The sequence below is a fragment of the Pseudarthrobacter sp. NIBRBAC000502771 genome, from assembly GCF_006517215.1.
GTDB classification, from domain to species: Bacteria; Actinomycetota; Actinomycetes; order Actinomycetales; family Micrococcaceae; genus Arthrobacter; species Arthrobacter niigatensis.
Genome location: NZ_CP041187.1, coordinates 175,496 through 192,500 on the forward strand (window position 1 = coordinate 175,496; position 17,005 = coordinate 192,500).

Consider the following 17,005-nt stretch of genomic DNA (forward strand, 5'->3'; position numbering starts at 1 on the left):
CGCTAAACGTCGAGCTCGTCGGCGACCTTGCGGAGGGCGGCAGCAATGGCCTTGCCCTTGTTGCCGTCCGGGTACTTGCCCTTGGACAAGGTCCCGGACAGGTTGTCCAGTACCGTCACCAGGTCCTGGACCAGCGGGGCAAGGTCCTTGGCGCTCGGCCGCTTGGCCTTGGCAATCGAGGGAGTCTTGTCCAGGACGCGCAGGCCCAGCGCCTGGGCGCCCTTGCGACCGTCCGCTACGCCGAACTCCACGCGGGTGCCGGCTTTGAGCTCGCTGACGCCGTCGGGCAGCGACGACTTGGGCAGGAAGACCTCCTGGCCGTCCTCGCCCGCGAGGAACCCAAAGCCCTTGTCCTTGTCATACCACTTGACCTTGCCGGTAGGCACGTAATCAACCTTCTTCGTTCTGCTGTCATGAGACACGGCCGGCCACCACCGCATCCGCATGGTTGTGCGGGTTCAGGGTATGGCGAACCGGGACCGTGTTGGTCTGTATGCTTCAAGGTTATCCTGCCGCATGGCCTATCGACGCTTTGGGCGGCACTGTTCCGCCGCAGGCGCAAGGCCCCGCTTTACCCGCACCGCGCCAGGCGCGGTAGCGTTGCGTCCATGACTCCCTCGCGTTACCGGCGGCCCCTGATGGTCCTCGCCGCAGTTGTTGCCGTGCTGTCCCTGATAGCCGTGGCAGCTGTCATGGCCCTGGCCTTCGCCGGCTCGGTAGCTCCCGCCTGGATCACCTACACCGCGCTGTACGGCCTGCCAGCAGCCTTCATCCTGATGCTCCTGCTGGTCCTGGACGGAGTTGCCGCCCGGCGGCGGGCGGGAAGGCCCCAGCAGCGGTAACGTTGGACTGATGTCCCTCATTCGCGCGCTTGGCAAGGACCTGGAGGCACGCAGCGACGATTCGTTGCGGGCGTTGTTCGCCGCGCGGCCGGACCTCATCACCCCTTCGGTTCCTGACTTCGCCGCGCTGGCTGCCCGCGCAAGTTCCCGGGTCAGCGTCCAGCGCGCCCTGGAGCGGCTCAACCGGCCTCACATGCAGGTACTGGAGACCCTGCACCTGTGCACCAACACCGATACCGGGCACAGCGCCTCAGGGGAGGCCGTGCACAAACTGATCCACGGTTCCACACTGGCCACTGTCGACGAAATTTTGGCCGGCCTGCAGGAGCTCGGCCTGGTGCACCCCGCCGCTCCCCCGCACGGCACGCCGCCCCCTGCGGCCAGCCAGCCGTACTACCTCCCCGTGGGCTCGCTCAAGGATGTGGTGGGAATTTATCCCGCCGGCCTGGGGCGCAGCTATACCGAACTGGTTCGCCTGCAACCGGCCTTCGCCCAGCGGGCGGTGCAACTGGTCTCAGAACTGCACCGCAGCGGCTTCGCGATCCACGATGCCACCACGCCCATGGAAGCAGCCCTGGCCCTTCAGCACTGGACGTCCTCACCGGAGGCCCTGCAGGACATCCTCGCCGGCGCACCGGAACGGACGACGGCGCTGCTCGCCAGGTTCCGGAACTGGGCCATGGGTGCCGTCCCCCAGGCACAGCGGAAAGCGTCGGTCACGACGGAGGGGGCCGACGTCGGGCCTGTTGACTGGCTCCTTGCCCGCGGGCTGCTGGTTCCGCTGGACGCCGCCCATGTGGAACTGCCCCACAGCGTAGGACTGGCTTTGCGCGGCGGGGCAATCATCAATGACTTCACTCTGTCGCCGCCGGTCCCGGAGCTTGGCCGGACCACGGCGGCGCTGCGCAGGAACGCGGCCCTGAGCGCCATCTCCGAAACCCTGCGGCTGGTCTCCGAGCTGCTGCATGCCGTCCGGGAACAGCCGCTTGCCACACTGCGCAGTGGCGGCGTGGGCGTCCGTGAAGTGCGCCGCGTGGCCGAACACCTGCGGACAGACCAAAGCGCGGCCGGCCTGCTCCTGGAGCTGTGCGGGCTGGCCGGCCTGATCCGCCTCGACGTCGACTCCTCATCGTGGGTGCAGCCGCCGGAACTGGAATGGCTGGTCCTTCCCCGGCAGGAACAATGGCTGTGGCTGGTGAACGCCTGGCTGGCCAGCGAACGCGTGCCGTCCATGGTGGGCCAGCCCGTGAACTCAGCCCCTGGCGCAGCGGCCGGCCGGTCCGCGGCCGGAACCACCATCGCCGCACTGGCCGCCGGAGCGCAGCGGCCTGACGCTCCGGTGGTCCGCAAGCGGATCCTGGAGATCCTGCATGAGCTCACCCAGGAGGTGTCCGCGTCCGACGGTACCGCGCCGGTGCTGGACGCCGCCGCTGTCCTGCAGCGCGCGGAGTGGTCGCAGCCGCGGATGGCCAGGCGTTTCAGCTCGCTGATCCGCGGCGTGCTGGCCGAAGCGGAGCTGCTGGGCCTGGTGGGTTCCGGGGCGCTGAGCCAGTTGGGGAGCGCTTTCGCCGAAGACAACCCGGATGCCGCCCTCGCCATCCTTGGTGAACACCTGCCGGCGGCCCTCAACCATGTGCTCCTGCAGGCTGACCTCACGGCGGTTGCGCCCGGCTACCTCACTCCCGCGCTGGCCGAAAAACTCCTGGCCATGGCCGACGCCGAGGGGCAGGGCCCGGCCACGATCTACCGGTTTTCCGCGGCCTCCGTCAAACGGGCTCTGGACCACGGATACGACGCCGCAGGCCTGCTGCGCTTCCTGCGCGAGCACTCCGCGACGGCGGTACCCCAGCCCCTGGAGTACCTCGTGGAGGATACGGCCTCCCGGCACGGCAGGCTCCGCGTGGGCCAGGCTGCCAGCTTCATCCAAAGCGATGACGAAGCAGCCCTGCGCGAGCTGCTGGCCGGACCCAAGGCCGCCCAGCTGGGCCTGGCCAGGCTGTCGCCGACCGTCCTGACGTCGTCGTCGCCGCCGCGCGAACTCGCCGCCGCCCTCCGGAGCCTGGGCCTGTCCCCGTCCGTTGACGGCGCCGAAGCCGCCCACCCGCGCCGTGCCGCCCCGGGGCAGGAAAGCGCGCGCCCGGTCTATACCGCACCCCGGATGGCGCCCCCGGCGGAGGACGTTGAAGCCCAACTGGCGGTCCTGCGGAAGGCGGGCCCCGGCGTCGGACATCTTTCCGGCACCGCTGCCGGCAGCGAGGCGGCCACCCAGCTGGGGCTTGAGGCGTTGCAGAGGGCCATCCGGTTGAAGCAGCGGATCCACATGAACGTGGTGGACAGCCTGGGGAATGCCAGCTTGGAAATCGTTGTTCCGCTCTCTGTGAGCGGGGGCAGGGTCCGGGTGTTCGATCCCGTGAAGGACACAGAGCGGGTCCTGTCCGTGCACCGCATCATCGACATTGAGGCCGCAGAGGAACTGCGCCAGTAAAGGATTCCCGCGTGACCGACGGACCCCTGATCGTCCAAAGCGACAAGACCATCCTCCTCGAGGTGGACCACGAACTGGCCACCGAGGCCCGGCATGCCATCGCGCCTTTCGCCGAGCTGGAACGGGCACCCGAGCACATGCACAGCTACCGGCTGACCCCGTTGGGGCTCTGGAACGCGCGCGCCGCCGGGCTGGACGCGGAAAAGGTGCTGGACGCCCTCCTGAAGTATTCACGCTTCCCGGTCCCGCATTCCCTGCTGATCGACGTCGAGGAAACCATGTCCCGGTACGGCCGGCTGCGCCTCGAAAAGGATCCCCGCCACGGCCTGGTCATGCGGACGGATGACTACCCGGTCCTGGAGGAAGTAATCCGTGCCAAGAAAATCGCACCGCTGCTGGGGCCCAGGATCGACGGTGAGACGGTGGTGGTGCACGCCTCCCAGCGCGGCCAGCTCAAGCAGCTGCTGCTGAAGATCGGCTGGCCTGCGGAAGACCTTGCCGGCTACGTGGATGGCACCCCGCACCTTATTTCCCTCAACCAGGACGGTTGGGAGCTCCGCCCCTACCAGCGCCTGGCCAGCGAGAACTTCTGGGCAGGCGGCAGCGGCGTGGTGGTACTTCCCTGCGGCGCGGGCAAGACCCTGGTGGGAGCCGCTGCGATGGCCACCGGATCCACCACCACGCTGATCCTGGTCACCAACACCGTGGCGGCCCGGCAGTGGAAGGACGAACTGCTCCGGCGCACCTCCCTCACCGAGGAGGAGGTGGGTGAATACTCGGGCGCGCTCAAGGAAGTGCGGCCGGTGACCATCGCCACCTACCAGGTGCTCACCACCAAGCGGGGCGGCATCTACCCGCACCTGGAACTCGTCGACGGACACGACTGGGGACTGATCATCTACGACGAGGTCCACCTCCTGCCGGCGCCGATCTTCCGGATGACCGCAGACCTGCAGGCCCGGCGGCGCCTTGGGCTCACCGCGACGCTGGTCCGGGAGGATGGGCGCGAGGGCGAGGTCTTCAGCCTCATCGGGCCCAAGCGCTACGACGCGCCGTGGAAGGACATCGAGTCGCAGGGCTATATCGCACCGGCAGACTGCGTGGAGGTCCGTGTGGACCTGCCCAAGGATGAGCGGGTTGCCTATGCAATGGCCGACGACGCGGACAAGTACCGGCTCTGCGCCACGTCCGAGTCCAAAACGCTGGTGGTGGAACAGCTGGTGGCGCGGCACGCCGGAGAGCAGTTGCTGGTCATCGGCCAATACATCGACCAGCTTGACGAGCTCGGCGAGCGCCTGGAGGCACCCGTCATCAAGGGCGATACCCCGGTGAAGGTCCGGCAGAAGCTCTTTGACGCGTTCCGCTCCGGGGAACTGCAGACCCTGGTGGTGTCCAAGGTGGCTAACTTCTCCATCGACCTGCCGGAGGCCTCCGTGGCCATCCAGGTTTCCGGCTCCTTCGGTTCCCGGCAGGAGGAAGCACAGCGGCTGGGCCGGCTGCTGCGGCCCAAGAAGGACGGCCGCGCCGCCCGCTTCTACTCCCTGGTGGCCCGGGACACCCTGGACCAGGAGTTTGCTGCCAAGCGCCAACGGTTCCTTGCCGAGCAGGGTTACGCCTACCGGATCATGGATGCCAAGGACGTGCACGCCGCGGAGTAGTCCGCAACGTGCACCCCCCAATCACCGCACGCCCTCGGAGCTGTCCCGTTCCATGGTTCCCGTCCGGGGATCGAGCTGCGGACGTTCGTATGCCAGCTCACCGCCGCTCCTGCCACCGTAGGGGCGGCCGTGATCGGCAAATTCCTCCCGGAAGAAAGCCAGGCACCACTGCCCCATCTGGATCCTCGCTCCGGTCCGCAGCACCGAGGGTCCGGTCCTGGACACACTGCCGCTGACCGGTCCGTGCGGCACCAGGACGTATTCATCCTGCCCGTCGTGCCTGATCTCGGCGTGGAGTGCTTCCAGGCCCTCCAGCTGGATATCTGATCCTGGCCCGCTGCCAATCGTGGTGACGTCCTCCGGGAGGGCAACTTCCCGGGGGATCTGGCCGGTCCAGGTGGCGGCATCCTGGACAAAGATCAGCCGTGGCCGGCCGCCGCCCCTGGCGTAGTGGGTGGTAGTGATGCGCCGGATGATCTTCCGCTGGACAGTGGGGACCAACGGCAACGGCGTGGACGGGGGCAGCAGGGGCACGCCCCTGGGCCGCCGCCTGCCCTGCCGGAGCAGCGGAAGCAGGGAGCCGAGGTTGCCCAGCTTGATATGCGGCGAGCGCGTCACCAACCGCTGTGATGCCGGTGCATCCACCTTGCCCAGGCTGACAATGTTTCCGTCTGGACCTGCCACCGTGACGCTGACCCCCTTGCGGGCCAGCAGGTCCGCCAGCGGCCTGATCTCCTCCAGGGGCGGCAGTCCGGCACCGGCAAGTGGCGCCAGGCGGTCCAGGGACACGGTAACTTCCGTACCGGCAGCCGTGGCACGCCCATTGGTGACCGCCCCGGACTCATCCGTGTACGAGAAGTCCAGATCGATGTCCAGGCGGTTCTCCGTCATCTCCGTCAACCGCGGTTCGAGTCCGATCCTGCCGCGTCCCGGTCGCTGGTGGTGACGCGCAGGCTTCCGTTGAGTTTCCAGGTGGCGCGCGGTGCGTCCGGTCCGATGTCACGCGGAACTTCAACGGTCATGTCAACGAACTGGTAATTGATGGCCGCGCCTTTGCCGGTGAGATAGGACCACATCTCCTCGGCAAGGTCCGCCCAGTCCCGAATGCTGCGTTCGCTGGCAGCGGGCTTTTCAGTGGCACTCAGATCAGTCATGATGGTCAATCCCCTTCGATGGGCCAGGAGCTATCGGATAACTATCTCTATTGGCATGAGCCACCGGGGCGGCAGGGAGCAGCTGCCGGTGGTCCTGTGGAGCGCTGGTGCCGGGCTTGACCGTCCGGCAAGGATCACTGTATTCCCGCACCAGGGGCTGGGGAAGATGCGGGAACCGGAACGTTCTCGACGCCGATTGGGTTCCCGGATGCGGAACGCCGCACGCGGATGCACACTGGAACCATGACAACGAGAATCGTTCCGGCCGTCCCCGGGCCCGGGCAGGAGTCGGTGTGGGACTACCCCCGCCCGCCCCGGATCGAACGCAGCAGCGAACGGGTACGCATCGTCCTGGGCGGGGAGCTGATCCTGGACACCACCGATTCCCTGCGGGTCCTTGAGACCAGCCACCCGCCGGTGTACTACGTTCCCAGGTCAGCATTCGCCGAGGGCGCGCTGGAGCCCGCGTCGGGCAGCAGCTTCTGCGAGTTCAAGGGCTCGGCAAAGTACCTCACCGTGCGCGGCGGCGGAAAGGAAGCGGAGAGCGCCGCCTGGTCCTACCCTGAGCCGGCGTCCGGTTTCGAGGCCCTCGCCGACCGGGTGGCCGTCTACCCCGGCCGGATGGATTACTGCGAGGTGGATGGGGAGCGGGTCCAGGCGCAACCGGGCCGCTTCTACGGCGGCTGGATCACCAGCAAGGTGGTGGGCCCATTCAAGGGCGAACCGGGGACCATGGACTGGTAACCGCAAGCCCACCATCACCATGCTCACAACGAATATCCAGACAACTCCCAGAGACTGAGAGCATGATGGGAACATGAACAAGAACGGTCCAGAAGCCCGGCTGCTCGTCGTTGATGATGAACCCAACATCCGCGAGCTCCTCTCCACGTCGCTGCGGTTTGCCGGTTTTGAAGTGGTCTCCGCCGCCAACGGCCGCGATGCCCTCGCCGCTGCCGATACCCACGCCCCTGACCTGGCCGTGCTGGATGTCATGCTCCCCGACATGGACGGCTTCACCGTGACCCGCCGGCTCCGCGCCTCCGGCAAGCACTTCCCTGTTCTCTTCCTGACCGCCAAGGACGACACCGAGGACAAGGTCACCGGCCTGACCGTTGGCGGTGACGACTACGTCACCAAACCCTTCAGCCTGGACGAAGTGGTGGCCAGGATCCGGGCCGTGCTCCGCCGCACCCAGCCCCTGCTGGACGACGACGCCGTGATCCGGGTGGACGACCTGGAGCTCGACGACGACGCCCACGAGGTGCGGCGCGGCGGAACGGTCATCGAACTGTCCCCCACCGAGTTCAAGCTGCTGCGCTACCTCATGCTCAACCCCAACCGGGTCCTGTCCAAGTCGCAGATCCTGGACCACGTCTGGGAGTACAACTTCAACGGCGACGCGTCCATCGTGGAGTCCTACATCTCCTACCTGCGGCGGAAAGTGGACATCGACCCGGAGGCGCCCGCCCTGATCCAGACCAAGCGCGGCGTGGGCTACGTCCTGCGGACGGCTGAAAAGCGCTGACCTTGCTGAAGCGGTGGAAGTCGGCCTCCCTCAGGTCGCAGCTGGTGGCCATGATCATGGCCCTGCTGATCGTGGCCCTGACGGTGACCGGTGCGGTCACCCTGACGCTGTTGCACAGCTACCTCCAGGGCCAGGTGGATGACAAACTGAACGCCGCCGTGGACTCCGCCCGGAAACAGCGCTCCTTCACCCAGCTGCAGGCACCCAGCTCCATACCCACCGACTACTCGCTGATGCTCTTCGCCCCGGGCGAGCAGCCGTACACCTTCGGGGGGGATCCTGACTACCACCCGGACATCAATGCGTTCACGGTGGAGCAGGCCCAGGCGCGCGGGCAGACTCCCTTCCAGGTCCGCGGGACGGACGGGGAAAATTGGCGCGTAGTGGCGGTGACGGTCCAGAACGGCCAGACCATGGCCGTGGTGGTCATCGGCCTGCCCCTGGAGAGTGTTGACGACGTCCTCAAGCATGCCACCCTGGTGGTCACCGGAGTGGGCCTGCTGACGTTGCTGCTGGCCTCGCTCATTGCCAGCTGGACTGTGTCCCGGTCCTTCCGGCCGCTGGCCAGGGTGGAGAAGACGGCGGCCGCCATTGCCGCCGGGGACCTCTCCCGGCGCGTGGAAGTGGAAAACCCCACCACCGAACTGGGCCGCCTGAGCAGCTCACTGAACGCCATGCTTGCGCATATTGAAACCGCGTTCGCGGCCCGGACTGCCTCGGAGGCACGGATGCGCCGCTTCGCCGCGGACGCGTCCCACGAGCTGCGTACCCCGCTGGTGACCATCCGTGGGTTCTCCGAGCTGTACCGCCACGGCGCCCTGGCCACGGACGAGGACGTGGCCACCGCCATGGGCCGGATCGAAAGCGAAGCCAAGCGCATGGGGTCCATGGTGGAGGACCTGCTCCTGCTGGCCCGGCTCGACGAGCAGCGCCCGCTGCAGCAAAAGCCGGTGGACCTGCAACTGATTGCGCACGATGCCGTAGTGGACACCCAGGCAAGCGACCGCTCCAGGGTGATCTCGCTGACCGGGCTCGACGGCGGGCCGGCGGGACCGGCCCCCGTCCTGGGTGATGAGGCCAAGCTGCGCCAGGTGGTGGGAAACCTCGTGGGCAACGCGCTGCGCTACACCCCTGAGGGCACTCCGATCGAGCTTGCCGTCGGTGTCCGGGGAACAGGCGGCGGCGAACGGTCCGTGATTGAAGTACGTGACCATGGGCCCGGTATTTCGGAAGAGGACGCAGCCAAGGTCTTCGAACGCTTCTACCGGGCTGACACGTCCCGCACCCGGGAGACCGGCGGCAGCGGCCTGGGCCTCGCCATCGTGGCGGCAATCGTGGGCTCCCACGGGGGGACGGTGCGGGTGGAAAAGACCGACGGCGGCGGCGCCACCCTGGTGGTCAGCCTGCCGCGGCGCGAAGACGCACCCCGCGATGCCGGAGGAGACGGCCGGGAAGAAGCGGATGGCAGCATTCCCGCTTCCAGGGGCGGCGACGGATCGGTTATCCACATATAGCCTGCCGGCCGTGGCCCACGCCTGCCACGGCTCCATAGGCTCGTCCCAGCAGCCCGGAACCGCCGGGCGCGGGGGCAGCCCCGCTGTATCCGAGAGGCACAGCCATGAGCATCATTTCCGTCGACACAGACCTGCTGCAGCTAAAGTCCGCCAACGTGCAGGCCACCGTGGACCGGATCAGCGCCGACGTCCACGCCATGAAGCGCGGCCTGGACGAGCTGCAGGGTTCATGGCGGGGTTCCGCAGCCACAAACTTCCAGGCGCTCGTCACTGAGTGGACCATCACCCAGGGCCGGGTGGAGGCCTCGCTGGCATCCATCAACGCCGCTCTTTCCTCTGCCGCTGCCACCTATGCCCAGGCCGAACAGGGAAACGCCCAGCGGTTCAGCTGACCTGCCGGTCAGGCCTCCGGGGTTCCCTGGTGGAACCGCAGCCGCCACCGTTCCCCGTCCAGGACCCACAGTGAGCTGCGGAGCGTCGTGCCGGTACGCGCAAAGTTTCGGTACGTCAGCAGGACCGCGCTGGTGCCGATACAGTCAGCACCCAGGATTTCAATGTCGGTCCGTTCCCCCGGGTCCTCTTCCAGTGCCATCATCATGGCATCCCGGGTCCACACCCTTCCCGAACTGCCGATTTCCATGAAGTCCGGGTGTAGGAGGACGGCGGTCCGCCCGATGTCCCCGCGCACCAGCGGGCCCAGAAGCTCACGTTCGAGCTCCTCCACCAGCGCTTCCGGCGGTATGGAGCCCGCCTGTTGGGTTGCTTCGGCCACTTCGAGGGCTTCATTGTCCAGTTCACTGAACAGGTCGGGTTCCTCGTAGGAAGACACCGGCGCCGTGGAACGGGCCGGCGCCGCGGCCGGGATATCCAGCGTTGCCGGCGGGGAGCCTGCGCCTCGCGCCGCCTGGGCCGCCGCCGGGCGCTCGGAGGCCCCCGGGTGATGGCCGCCGGGGAACCCGGGGCCGGACCGTGCCGCCACTCCCTGCTGGTACGCCGTGGCCGCGGCCCTGGCCCGTTCATCGGCAGCTTCATTGAGGTCGTGCCCGGCGTGGCCCTTGACCCATTCGAACGTGTAGGTGCGTCCGGCCAGTTCGCGGTCGAGTTCCTTCAGCAGTTCCACATTGAGGACGGGTTTGCCATCGGCTTTGCGCCATCCTTTGCGCTTCCATCCCGGCATCCACTTGGTAATGGAATTGATCACGTACTGGCTGTCGCAGAGGATGCGGAGGTCTTCCCCCGGCAGGTGCGCGGTAGCGCGCAGGAGGTCAAGGACAGCCATCAGCTCCCCCTGGTTGTTGGTCCCGTGGGGCCAGCCGCCGGCACGCCAGCAATCGTCATTCACATACCAGGCCCAGCCGGCCGGGCCGGGGTTTCCCAAGGCCGAACCATCAGCCGCTGCAGTAATCGTCACTGGTCCATCCTGCCAGAAGCGGCCGACACCCGGCCCTGCCTCCGCAGCGGGGTGTCCACCGGATGCGGTTCCGGCCGCAACAGGATCCCCGCCATAACGGAAAGTGCGGCCCCCTCCGAAGAGGGGGCCGCACTTTGCGGTTTGGCGGGCAGGTCCCGGCCGGGAGGCTTAGAAGCCGCCCATGCCGCCCATGCCGCCCATGTCGTCGCCACCGGCGGGTGCTGCAGCCTTCTCCGGCTTGTCAGCAACCACTGCTTCGGTGGTGAGGAACAGGCCGGCAATGGAGGCCGCGTTCTGCAGGGCAGAGCGGGTCACCTTGACGGGGTCATTGACGCCGGCAGCCAGCAGGTCGACGTACTCGCCGGTTGCTGCGTTCAGGCCGTGGCCGGCGGGCAGGCCGCGGACCTTGTCGACCACAACGCCCGGCTCGAGGCCGGCGTTGAAGGCGATCTGCTTCAGCGGCGCGTCGATGGCAACGCGGACGATGTTGGCGCCGGTTGCTTCGTCGCCGGAGAGCTGCAGGTTGGCGAATGCCTTGGCGCCGGCCTGGATCAGGGCCACGCCGCCACCGGCGACGATACCTTCCTCAACGGCAGCCTTGGCGTTGCGCACTGCGTCTTCGATGCGGTGCTTGCGCTCCTTGAGCTCAACCTCGGTTGCGGCTCCGGCCTTGATGACTGCAACGCCGCCGGCCAGCTTGGCCAGGCGCTCCTGCAGCTTCTCGCGGTCGTAGTCGGAGTCGGAGTTCTCGATCTCGGCGCGGATCTGGGAAACGCGGCCGGCGATCTGGTCGGCGTCGCCGGCACCTTCGACGATGGTGGTCTCGTCCTTGGTGACAACTACCTTACGGGCCTGGCCCAGGAGCTCCAGGCCGGCAGTCTCCAGCTTGAGGCCAACTTCCTCGGAGATGACCTGGCCGCCGGTGAGGACGGCGATGTCGGCGAGCTGGGCCTTGCGGCGGTCGCCGAAGCCCGGAGCCTTGACGGCGACGGACTTGAAGGTGCCGCGGATCTTGTTCACGATCAGGGTGGCCAGGGCCTCGCCCTCGATGTCCTCGGCAATGATCAGCAGCGGCTTGTTGGACTGCATGACCTTCTCCAGGACAGCAACCAGTTCCTTGACGTTGGAGATCTTGGAGTTGACGATCAGGATGTACGGATCCTCGAGGACCGTTTCCTGGCGCTCAGCGTCGGTGACGAAGTAGGCGGAGATGTAGCCCTTGTCGAAGCGCATGCCTTCGGTGAGTTCCAGCTCCAGGCCGAAGGTGTTGGATTCCTCGACCGTGATGACGCCTTCCTTGCCCACCTTGTCCAGGGCTTCGGCGATGAGGGCACCGATCTCGTCGTCACCGGCGGAGATGGAGGCGGTGGCCGCGATCTCTTCCTTGGTTTCGATTTCCTTGGCGGAGTTCAGCAGTTCGGCGGTGACGGCGTCAACGGCCTTCTCGATGCCGCGCTTGAGGGACAGCGGGTCGGCGCCGGCAGCAACGTTGCGCAGGCCTTCCTTAACCAGGGCCTGGGCCAGGACGGTTGCCGTGGTGGTGCCGTCACCGGCAACGTCGTCGGTCTTCTTGGCAACTTCCTTGACCAGCTCGGCGCCGATCTTCTCGTAAGGATCGTCCAGCTCGATCTCCTTGGCGATGGAGACACCATCGTTGGTGATCGTGGGGGCGCCCCACTTCTTTTCGAGGACGACGTTGCGTCCACGCGGGCCGAGGGTGACCTTAACGGCGTCGGCGAGGGTGTTCAGGCCACGCTCAAGGCCGCGGCGTGCCTCTTCATCAAATGCAATGATCTTGGCCATAACGGCAATAGTCCTTTCGGGACAGTCGTTAAGAATGAACCTTCGCTGCAGTGCCCGCGACGGACGATCCTTTGCCGGGGGCCTCTGTATGCCTCCGGGCGGGGATCTCACTGAAGTGAGGTGTTTCTTTCGCTCGTCGACCGGTGCCGTGCGCTGCCGGCCGGAACCAGGCGTTGCTTTAGCAGTCGGTACGTCAGAGTGCTAAGTCAATAATTAGCACTCCCCAGGTGAGAGTGCAAGCGAAAAGACGCGTAACGCCCCGCAGGCAGGGTCCGCTTCGCCCAGGGCGATCAGCCGGAGTGGCCCGCCGTCTCCCGGCCGGACAGAGAGGGGTTGTTGTCGGCCCCGAAGGTGTACACGGAGAAAGCGGCCGAGGTGATGTCCCCATTGGAATCGAAGGCAACCGGGCCCGATTCGCCGTCGTAATTGATGTCCGGGCTGCCTGCGAGACCACCGAGGCACTCCTTGTAGCTCAGGCAGGGGGCGGCCGGCGCGCCGGCACCGGAGGAAGCCGTTCCCCCGGAGACCGGGACCAGGTTCGCGGCAATGGAGCGGCCGGCGTCATCCTGTGCACGGGCCGCGGCCAGGGCCGCCAGTGTGACGGCGTCGTAAGTTTCAGCGGCGAAGGAGACATCCTTGAGTGCCGGGTCAACGGCCAGCAGTTTCGCCTGGAACGCAGCGCCGGGCAGCTGCCCGGGCACGACGGCGCGGGCACCTTCGAGTGTCCCGGGTGCGAGCCCGGACCCGTAGCGGGCAAACGCGCCGTCGCTGAGGATGATCCGGGAGCCGGCAACGCCTGCACTGTTCAGCTCCACCAGGGCGTCCCGTGCACCCTCGCGGGCAATCACGACGACGGCGTCCGGCTTGGCCTTGGACGCGGAGCGGGCGGCCTCGGCGGCAGCACCGGCTTTGAAACGGGCGCCCGGCAGGACCGTGAGTCCGGCCCCTTTGGCTGCCTCCGAGACTGCTCCGGAGAGGTCCTTGCCGTAGGAGCCTTCCTGGTACAGCACGCTGATCGTGGCGGCGCCGGCGTCCTTGGCAAGTTTGGCCAGCACGGGTCCTTGCGCGACGTCGGCTGCTGCGGTCCTGAAGTAGTAGCCTCCGCTCGCCAGCCCGGTAAGACCGGCAGCGGTATTGGCCGGCGAGATCAGGGGGATGTGTGCGCGGGACAGGATGTCCGCTGCTGCCGGGGCGTGGCTGGAGTCGGTGGGCCCGATCACCACGTCCGCTTTGGCCGCCGCTGCGTCGCTTGCCTGCTTCGCCGTGTCCTGGTCCGGGTGCACCGGAAGGAGCTCCACTGGCCGGCCTTTATGTCCGCCGGCGGCGTTGATGTCCTGGATGGCAAGCCTGGCGGCAGCCAGTTGCGGGGCGTTGAGGAAGGCGTTGTCACCGGAGTTGTCCAGGATGACGCCCACCCGGAGCACACCGTCGCCGGAAGCCTCGGCCGGTTCCACCCTGGCGTTGCCGCCGGTGCCGGCGCATGCACCCAGCGAAAGGACGGCTCCCAGTGACAGCGCGAGTACCGGCATGGCTCGGGCTCCGGGACGCAATGCGGGCATCACTGCGCGTGCCGGACGTTTTCCGCCTGCGGACCTTTTTCGCCCTCGCCGACATCGAGCTGGACCCGCTGGCCTTCGGCCAGGGCGCGGTACCCCTCCCCCTGGATGGCGGACCAGTGGACAAAAATGTCATCACCGGAACCGTCAACGGTGATGAAGCCGTAGCCCTTTTCAGCGTTGAACCATTTGACGGTTCCCAGTGCCATGATCAACAACTCTTTCCATCGGGGGCCGGGTGGAGACCAGACCGGCGTAACTGGACGGGGTGCGGCTACCGGTAACCCGGGCCAAGGACCACGACGAGTGGTACCTGGAACTCGGTACTGCTCACAACGGTGGGGATATTCAACAGCCCGGCGAGTTCCTGGGCACTGGCCAGTTGCTGGGGGCCGGCATAGAAAATCACGGAGGACTTTTGCGGGGCGCCGGACCAGTTGCCCACCGGGCCGAGCCGCCAGCCGTCGGCCTGGACCGTGCCGCCCACCCGGCTGGCCAGCCCGGCCGTGCCGGCGGCGTTGTAGACAGCCACTGCCTGCGTCCTGTCGACCACGGCCTGCTGGGTGGCCGACGACGTGGGCGCTGGCTCGCTGACCTGGGTTGGCCCGGCAGAGGGGGACGGCGTCGGTGTCCCCGTGCCGGCGGAGCCGGCAGCCTGCGTGGCCGTGGGCGTGGATCCGGTGCCGGCGAGCGGAGCTGACTCCACGCTTGCCGATGCCTGGCTCGCGTTGGCGTTGAAGCCGAGTTTGGGAAGGATCAGGAAGGACACCAGCCCAATGGCAAGGGCTGCCATTCCCACCGCCAGGATGGGCCAAAGCCGTACCCGGGACGGGGCCGAAGCCGTCCGGTGGACACCTTGTCGCGACGCGGCCTCGGGGACCTTGTCGAATTCATCGCGGGCGTATCTGGTCATGGTGGAAGGACATCCTTGTTGATTGCGGCTGTTGTCCCGGCCTGGGGCGTCTCTAAGCGTCGGATCCCAGGCGCCGGGCAGTACGTGCACGGTGGCGCGACGTACGTAGTCTACGCAATCTCTTGACCAGCATGGGATCGTGGGCCACGGCGTCCTCGCGGTCGATCAGTGCGTTGAGGAGCTGGTAGTAGTGGGTTGCGGAGAGGTCAAAGAGCTCGCGAATGGCCTGTTCCTTGGCTCCCGCGTACTTCCACCACTGCCGTTCCAGCGCCAGCATCTGTTGTTCGCGCTCCGACAGGGAGGACTCGCGGAGGATGAAATCCGCCAGGAGGGACTTCTGCGGATCCTGCTCCGGCAGGTGTTCCCGGGCCGGTTCCGCCACGGCGCACTCCTTCGCTGGTTACGGTCAATGTCTTACCCCTATGCTAGCCGCCGAATAACAGCAGTGTCATTCGGCGGCCCGGGCTGCCGCCGCACGGTGCCTGGTCTCCACAGGGTCCCTGCGACAATGGAACGATGGTTGAATCGGATGCGCTGTTTGAGCTCCAGCAGGACCCGGCGGACACGCTCAGCTTCGCCAGCCTGGCCGAGCTGCCGCTGGCAGAGCTCATGGCCCCGGACTGGGCCGCGGCACTGCAGGGCGTGGAAGCCCAGCTGCGGAAGGTGCTGGCCTTCCTGGCAGGCGAGGAGGCGGCCGGGCACCAACTGCTGCCGCCGCCGTCGAACGTCCTGCGCGCTTTCCGCCAGCCGCTGGCCGGCGTGAAGGTCCTCATCGTGGGCCAGGACCCCTACCCCACGCCTGGACACGCCGTCGGCCTGTCATTTTCCGTCGACTCCCGCCCCCGCCCCCTCCCCCGCAGCCTGGTAAACATCTACCGGGAGCTGGAATCGGATCTGGGCATTCCCCCGCGCGTCCATGGCGACCTTTCGGCGTGGACGCAGCAGGGCGTGCTGCTCCTGAACCGGGTCCTGACCGTCAGGGCCGGTGCGGCCGGCTCCCACCGCGGGAAGGGCTGGGAGGAAATTACGACGGCGGCAGTCACGGCGCTGGCCGCACGGAAAGCCCCGGACGGGACGGGGTTGCCCTTGGTGGCCCTCTTGTGGGGCAAGGAAGCTGAGGGGGTCCGGCCGCTGCTTGCCGGCGCCCCGGCCGTCGCCAGCGCCCACCCCAGTCCCCTGTCCGCATCCCGCGGGTTTTTTGGCTCGAGGCCGTTCAGCCGGGTGAACCAACTGCTCCGGGAACAAGGGGCATCTGGCGTAACCTGGGAACTCCCGCCGCTGCCCTAGCTAGGCTTGCCCTATGAGCACTGTCCCCGCCGCCACCAGCGCAACCAAGAAGAGCCGTCCGCAGGTCAACCTCACCGTACTGCGCAAGGAGCAGCTGTCCCCGCACATGGTCCGGATCGTGGCCGGCGGAGAGGGTTTCGGCGACTTCATCAACAACGGGTTCGTTGACCGGTACGTGAAGATCATTTTCCCGCAGCCGGACGTGCAGTACCCCTCCCCGTTGGACCTGGAGGTTGTCCGGGAAACCATGCCGCGCGACCAGTGGCCCTTCACCCGCACCTATACGGTCCGCTGGGTGGACCCGGAAACCCGGGAACTGGCCATCGACTTCGTGGTCCACGGCGACGAAGGGCTCGCCGGTCCTTGGGCGGCCAAGGCCCAGCCGGGCGAGACCCTGACGTTCACCGGCCCGGGCGGTGCGTACAATCCCAATCCCGGGGCCGACTGGTATCTCTTTGCCGGTGACGAAGCGGCCCTGCCCGCCATCGCCGCCAGCATCGAGGCCCTCCCGGCAGGGGCAACCGGCCTTGCCTTCCTGGAGGTGGGCTCCGAAGCCGACATCCAGCCCCTTTCGGCGCCTGCGGGTCTGCAGGTGACCTGGCTGCCCCGCAACGGCACCCCGGCCGGTTCCAGCGACCTGCTGGTCAAGGCCGTGGCGGACGCCGAATGGCCCAGCGGCATGGTGGACGTCTTTGCGCACGGCGAACGCGGCTACATGAAGGCGCTGCGGGAGGTCCTGTTCAAGCAGCGCGGCCTCGAACGCGGCCAGGTGTCCCTCTCCGGTTACTGGGCGCAGGGCCGGGTGGAGGACGTGTTCCAGGCTGAAAAGAAACTTCCGGTCGGCCAGATCTAGG

Annotated in this window: 18 protein-coding genes; 9 read left to right on the forward strand and 9 right to left on the reverse strand. The window is 67.4% G+C overall.

Annotated features, from left to right (window positions below; translation table 11 throughout):
- Positions 1-2: 2 nt before the first annotated feature.
- Positions 3-386 carry a cold-shock protein gene (locus NIBR502771_RS00800; protein WP_141158036.1) on the reverse strand — a complete coding sequence of 128 codons (384 nt, stop codon included), beginning with the start codon at positions 384-386 and terminating at the stop codon, positions 3-5.
- Positions 387-608: 222 nt separating this feature from the next.
- On the opposite strand from NIBR502771_RS00800, the gene NIBR502771_RS00805 reads away from it, so the two are divergent.
- The 3 genes from NIBR502771_RS00805 to NIBR502771_RS00815 are packed head-to-tail and all read left to right on the forward strand — an operon-like array spanning position 609 to position 4,985.
- Entirely contained in the window at positions 609-842 is a 234-nt protein-coding gene (locus tag NIBR502771_RS00805; RefSeq protein WP_141158037.1) for a hypothetical protein, read from the forward strand.
- Positions 843-852: 10 nt separating this feature from the next.
- On the forward strand, positions 853-3,327 hold the full coding sequence (locus NIBR502771_RS00810; RefSeq protein ID WP_141158038.1) for a helicase-associated domain-containing protein: 2,475 nt from the start codon (positions 853-855) through the stop codon (positions 3,325-3,327).
- Between the two features lie 11 nt (positions 3,328-3,338).
- On the forward strand, positions 3,339-4,985 hold the full coding sequence (locus NIBR502771_RS00815; RefSeq protein ID WP_141158039.1) for a DNA repair helicase XPB: 1,647 nt from the start codon (positions 3,339-3,341) through the stop codon (positions 4,983-4,985).
- Positions 4,986-5,006: 21 nt separating this feature from the next.
- Here the strand turns inward: NIBR502771_RS00815 and NIBR502771_RS00820 are convergent, their stop codons facing one another.
- A complete protein-coding gene (locus tag NIBR502771_RS00820; RefSeq protein ID WP_141158040.1) occupies positions 5,007-5,876 on the reverse strand; it encodes an FHA domain-containing protein in 870 nt (289 codons plus the stop codon).
- A 5-nt stretch (positions 5,877-5,881) separates the two neighbouring features.
- Entirely contained in the window at positions 5,882-6,139 is a 258-nt protein-coding gene (locus tag NIBR502771_RS00825; protein WP_141158041.1) for a hypothetical protein, read from the reverse strand.
- A gap of 243 nt (positions 6,140-6,382) precedes the next feature.
- Between NIBR502771_RS00825 and NIBR502771_RS00830 the strand changes: the two genes are divergently transcribed.
- From NIBR502771_RS00830 to NIBR502771_RS00845, 4 genes are all read left to right on the forward strand, one after another.
- Positions 6,383-6,883, forward strand: a complete 501-nt coding sequence (locus NIBR502771_RS00830) for a DUF427 domain-containing protein (RefSeq protein ID WP_141158042.1) — start codon at positions 6,383-6,385, stop codon at positions 6,881-6,883.
- 73 nt (positions 6,884-6,956) lie between these two features.
- On the forward strand, positions 6,957-7,667 hold the full coding sequence (locus NIBR502771_RS00835) for a response regulator transcription factor (protein ID WP_056331118.1): 711 nt from the start codon (positions 6,957-6,959) through the stop codon (positions 7,665-7,667).
- A 2-nt stretch (positions 7,668-7,669) separates the two neighbouring features.
- Complete coding sequence (locus NIBR502771_RS00840; protein ID WP_141158043.1) at positions 7,670-9,181, forward strand: cell wall metabolism sensor histidine kinase WalK; 1,512 nt, start codon at positions 7,670-7,672, stop codon at positions 9,179-9,181.
- Between the two features lie 104 nt (positions 9,182-9,285).
- Positions 9,286-9,573 (forward strand): WXG100 family type VII secretion target, encoded by a 288-nt coding sequence (locus NIBR502771_RS00845; protein WP_141158044.1) that lies wholly within the window; start codon positions 9,286-9,288, stop codon positions 9,571-9,573.
- 8 nt (positions 9,574-9,581) lie between these two features.
- Here the strand turns inward: NIBR502771_RS00845 and NIBR502771_RS00850 are convergent, their stop codons facing one another.
- The 6 genes from NIBR502771_RS00850 to NIBR502771_RS00875 all read right to left on the reverse strand — a co-directional run bounded on the left by NIBR502771_RS00850 (position 9,582) and on the right by NIBR502771_RS00875 (position 15,246).
- A complete protein-coding gene (locus tag NIBR502771_RS00850; protein WP_141158045.1) occupies positions 9,582-10,592 on the reverse strand; it encodes a ribonuclease HI family protein in 1,011 nt (336 codons plus the stop codon).
- 168 nt (positions 10,593-10,760) lie between these two features.
- Positions 10,761-12,395 carry a chaperonin GroEL gene (groL, locus tag NIBR502771_RS00855; RefSeq protein ID WP_141158046.1) on the reverse strand — a complete coding sequence of 545 codons (1,635 nt, stop codon included), beginning with the start codon at positions 12,393-12,395 and terminating at the stop codon, positions 10,761-10,763.
- A gap of 290 nt (positions 12,396-12,685) precedes the next feature.
- Positions 12,686-13,924 carry an ABC transporter substrate-binding protein gene (locus tag NIBR502771_RS00860; protein WP_246839769.1) on the reverse strand — a complete coding sequence of 413 codons (1,239 nt, stop codon included), beginning with the start codon at positions 13,922-13,924 and terminating at the stop codon, positions 12,686-12,688.
- A 29-nt stretch (positions 13,925-13,953) separates the two neighbouring features.
- A complete protein-coding gene (locus NIBR502771_RS00865; protein ID WP_141158048.1) occupies positions 13,954-14,160 on the reverse strand; it encodes a cold-shock protein in 207 nt (68 codons plus the stop codon).
- A 65-nt stretch (positions 14,161-14,225) separates the two neighbouring features.
- A complete protein-coding gene (locus NIBR502771_RS00870) occupies positions 14,226-14,864 on the reverse strand; it encodes a LytR C-terminal domain-containing protein (RefSeq protein WP_141158049.1) in 639 nt (212 codons plus the stop codon).
- Positions 14,865-14,916: 52 nt separating this feature from the next.
- Positions 14,917-15,246 (reverse strand): DUF3263 domain-containing protein, encoded by a 330-nt coding sequence (locus tag NIBR502771_RS00875; RefSeq protein WP_141158050.1) that lies wholly within the window; start codon positions 15,244-15,246, stop codon positions 14,917-14,919.
- 134 nt (positions 15,247-15,380) lie between these two features.
- Here NIBR502771_RS00875 and NIBR502771_RS00880 point away from each other — a divergent pair, with 134 nt between their 5' ends.
- Together NIBR502771_RS00880 and NIBR502771_RS00885 are read left to right on the forward strand one after the other, a co-directional pair.
- The gene (locus NIBR502771_RS00880; protein WP_141158051.1) at positions 15,381-16,151 is read left to right on the forward strand and encodes a uracil-DNA glycosylase; all 771 of its coding nucleotides are present in this window, start codon (positions 15,381-15,383) and stop codon (positions 16,149-16,151) included.
- Between the two features lie 13 nt (positions 16,152-16,164).
- Positions 16,165-17,004 (forward strand): siderophore-interacting protein, encoded by an 840-nt coding sequence (locus tag NIBR502771_RS00885; RefSeq protein ID WP_141158052.1) that lies wholly within the window; start codon positions 16,165-16,167, stop codon positions 17,002-17,004.
- Position 17,005: the final 1 nt, after the last annotated feature.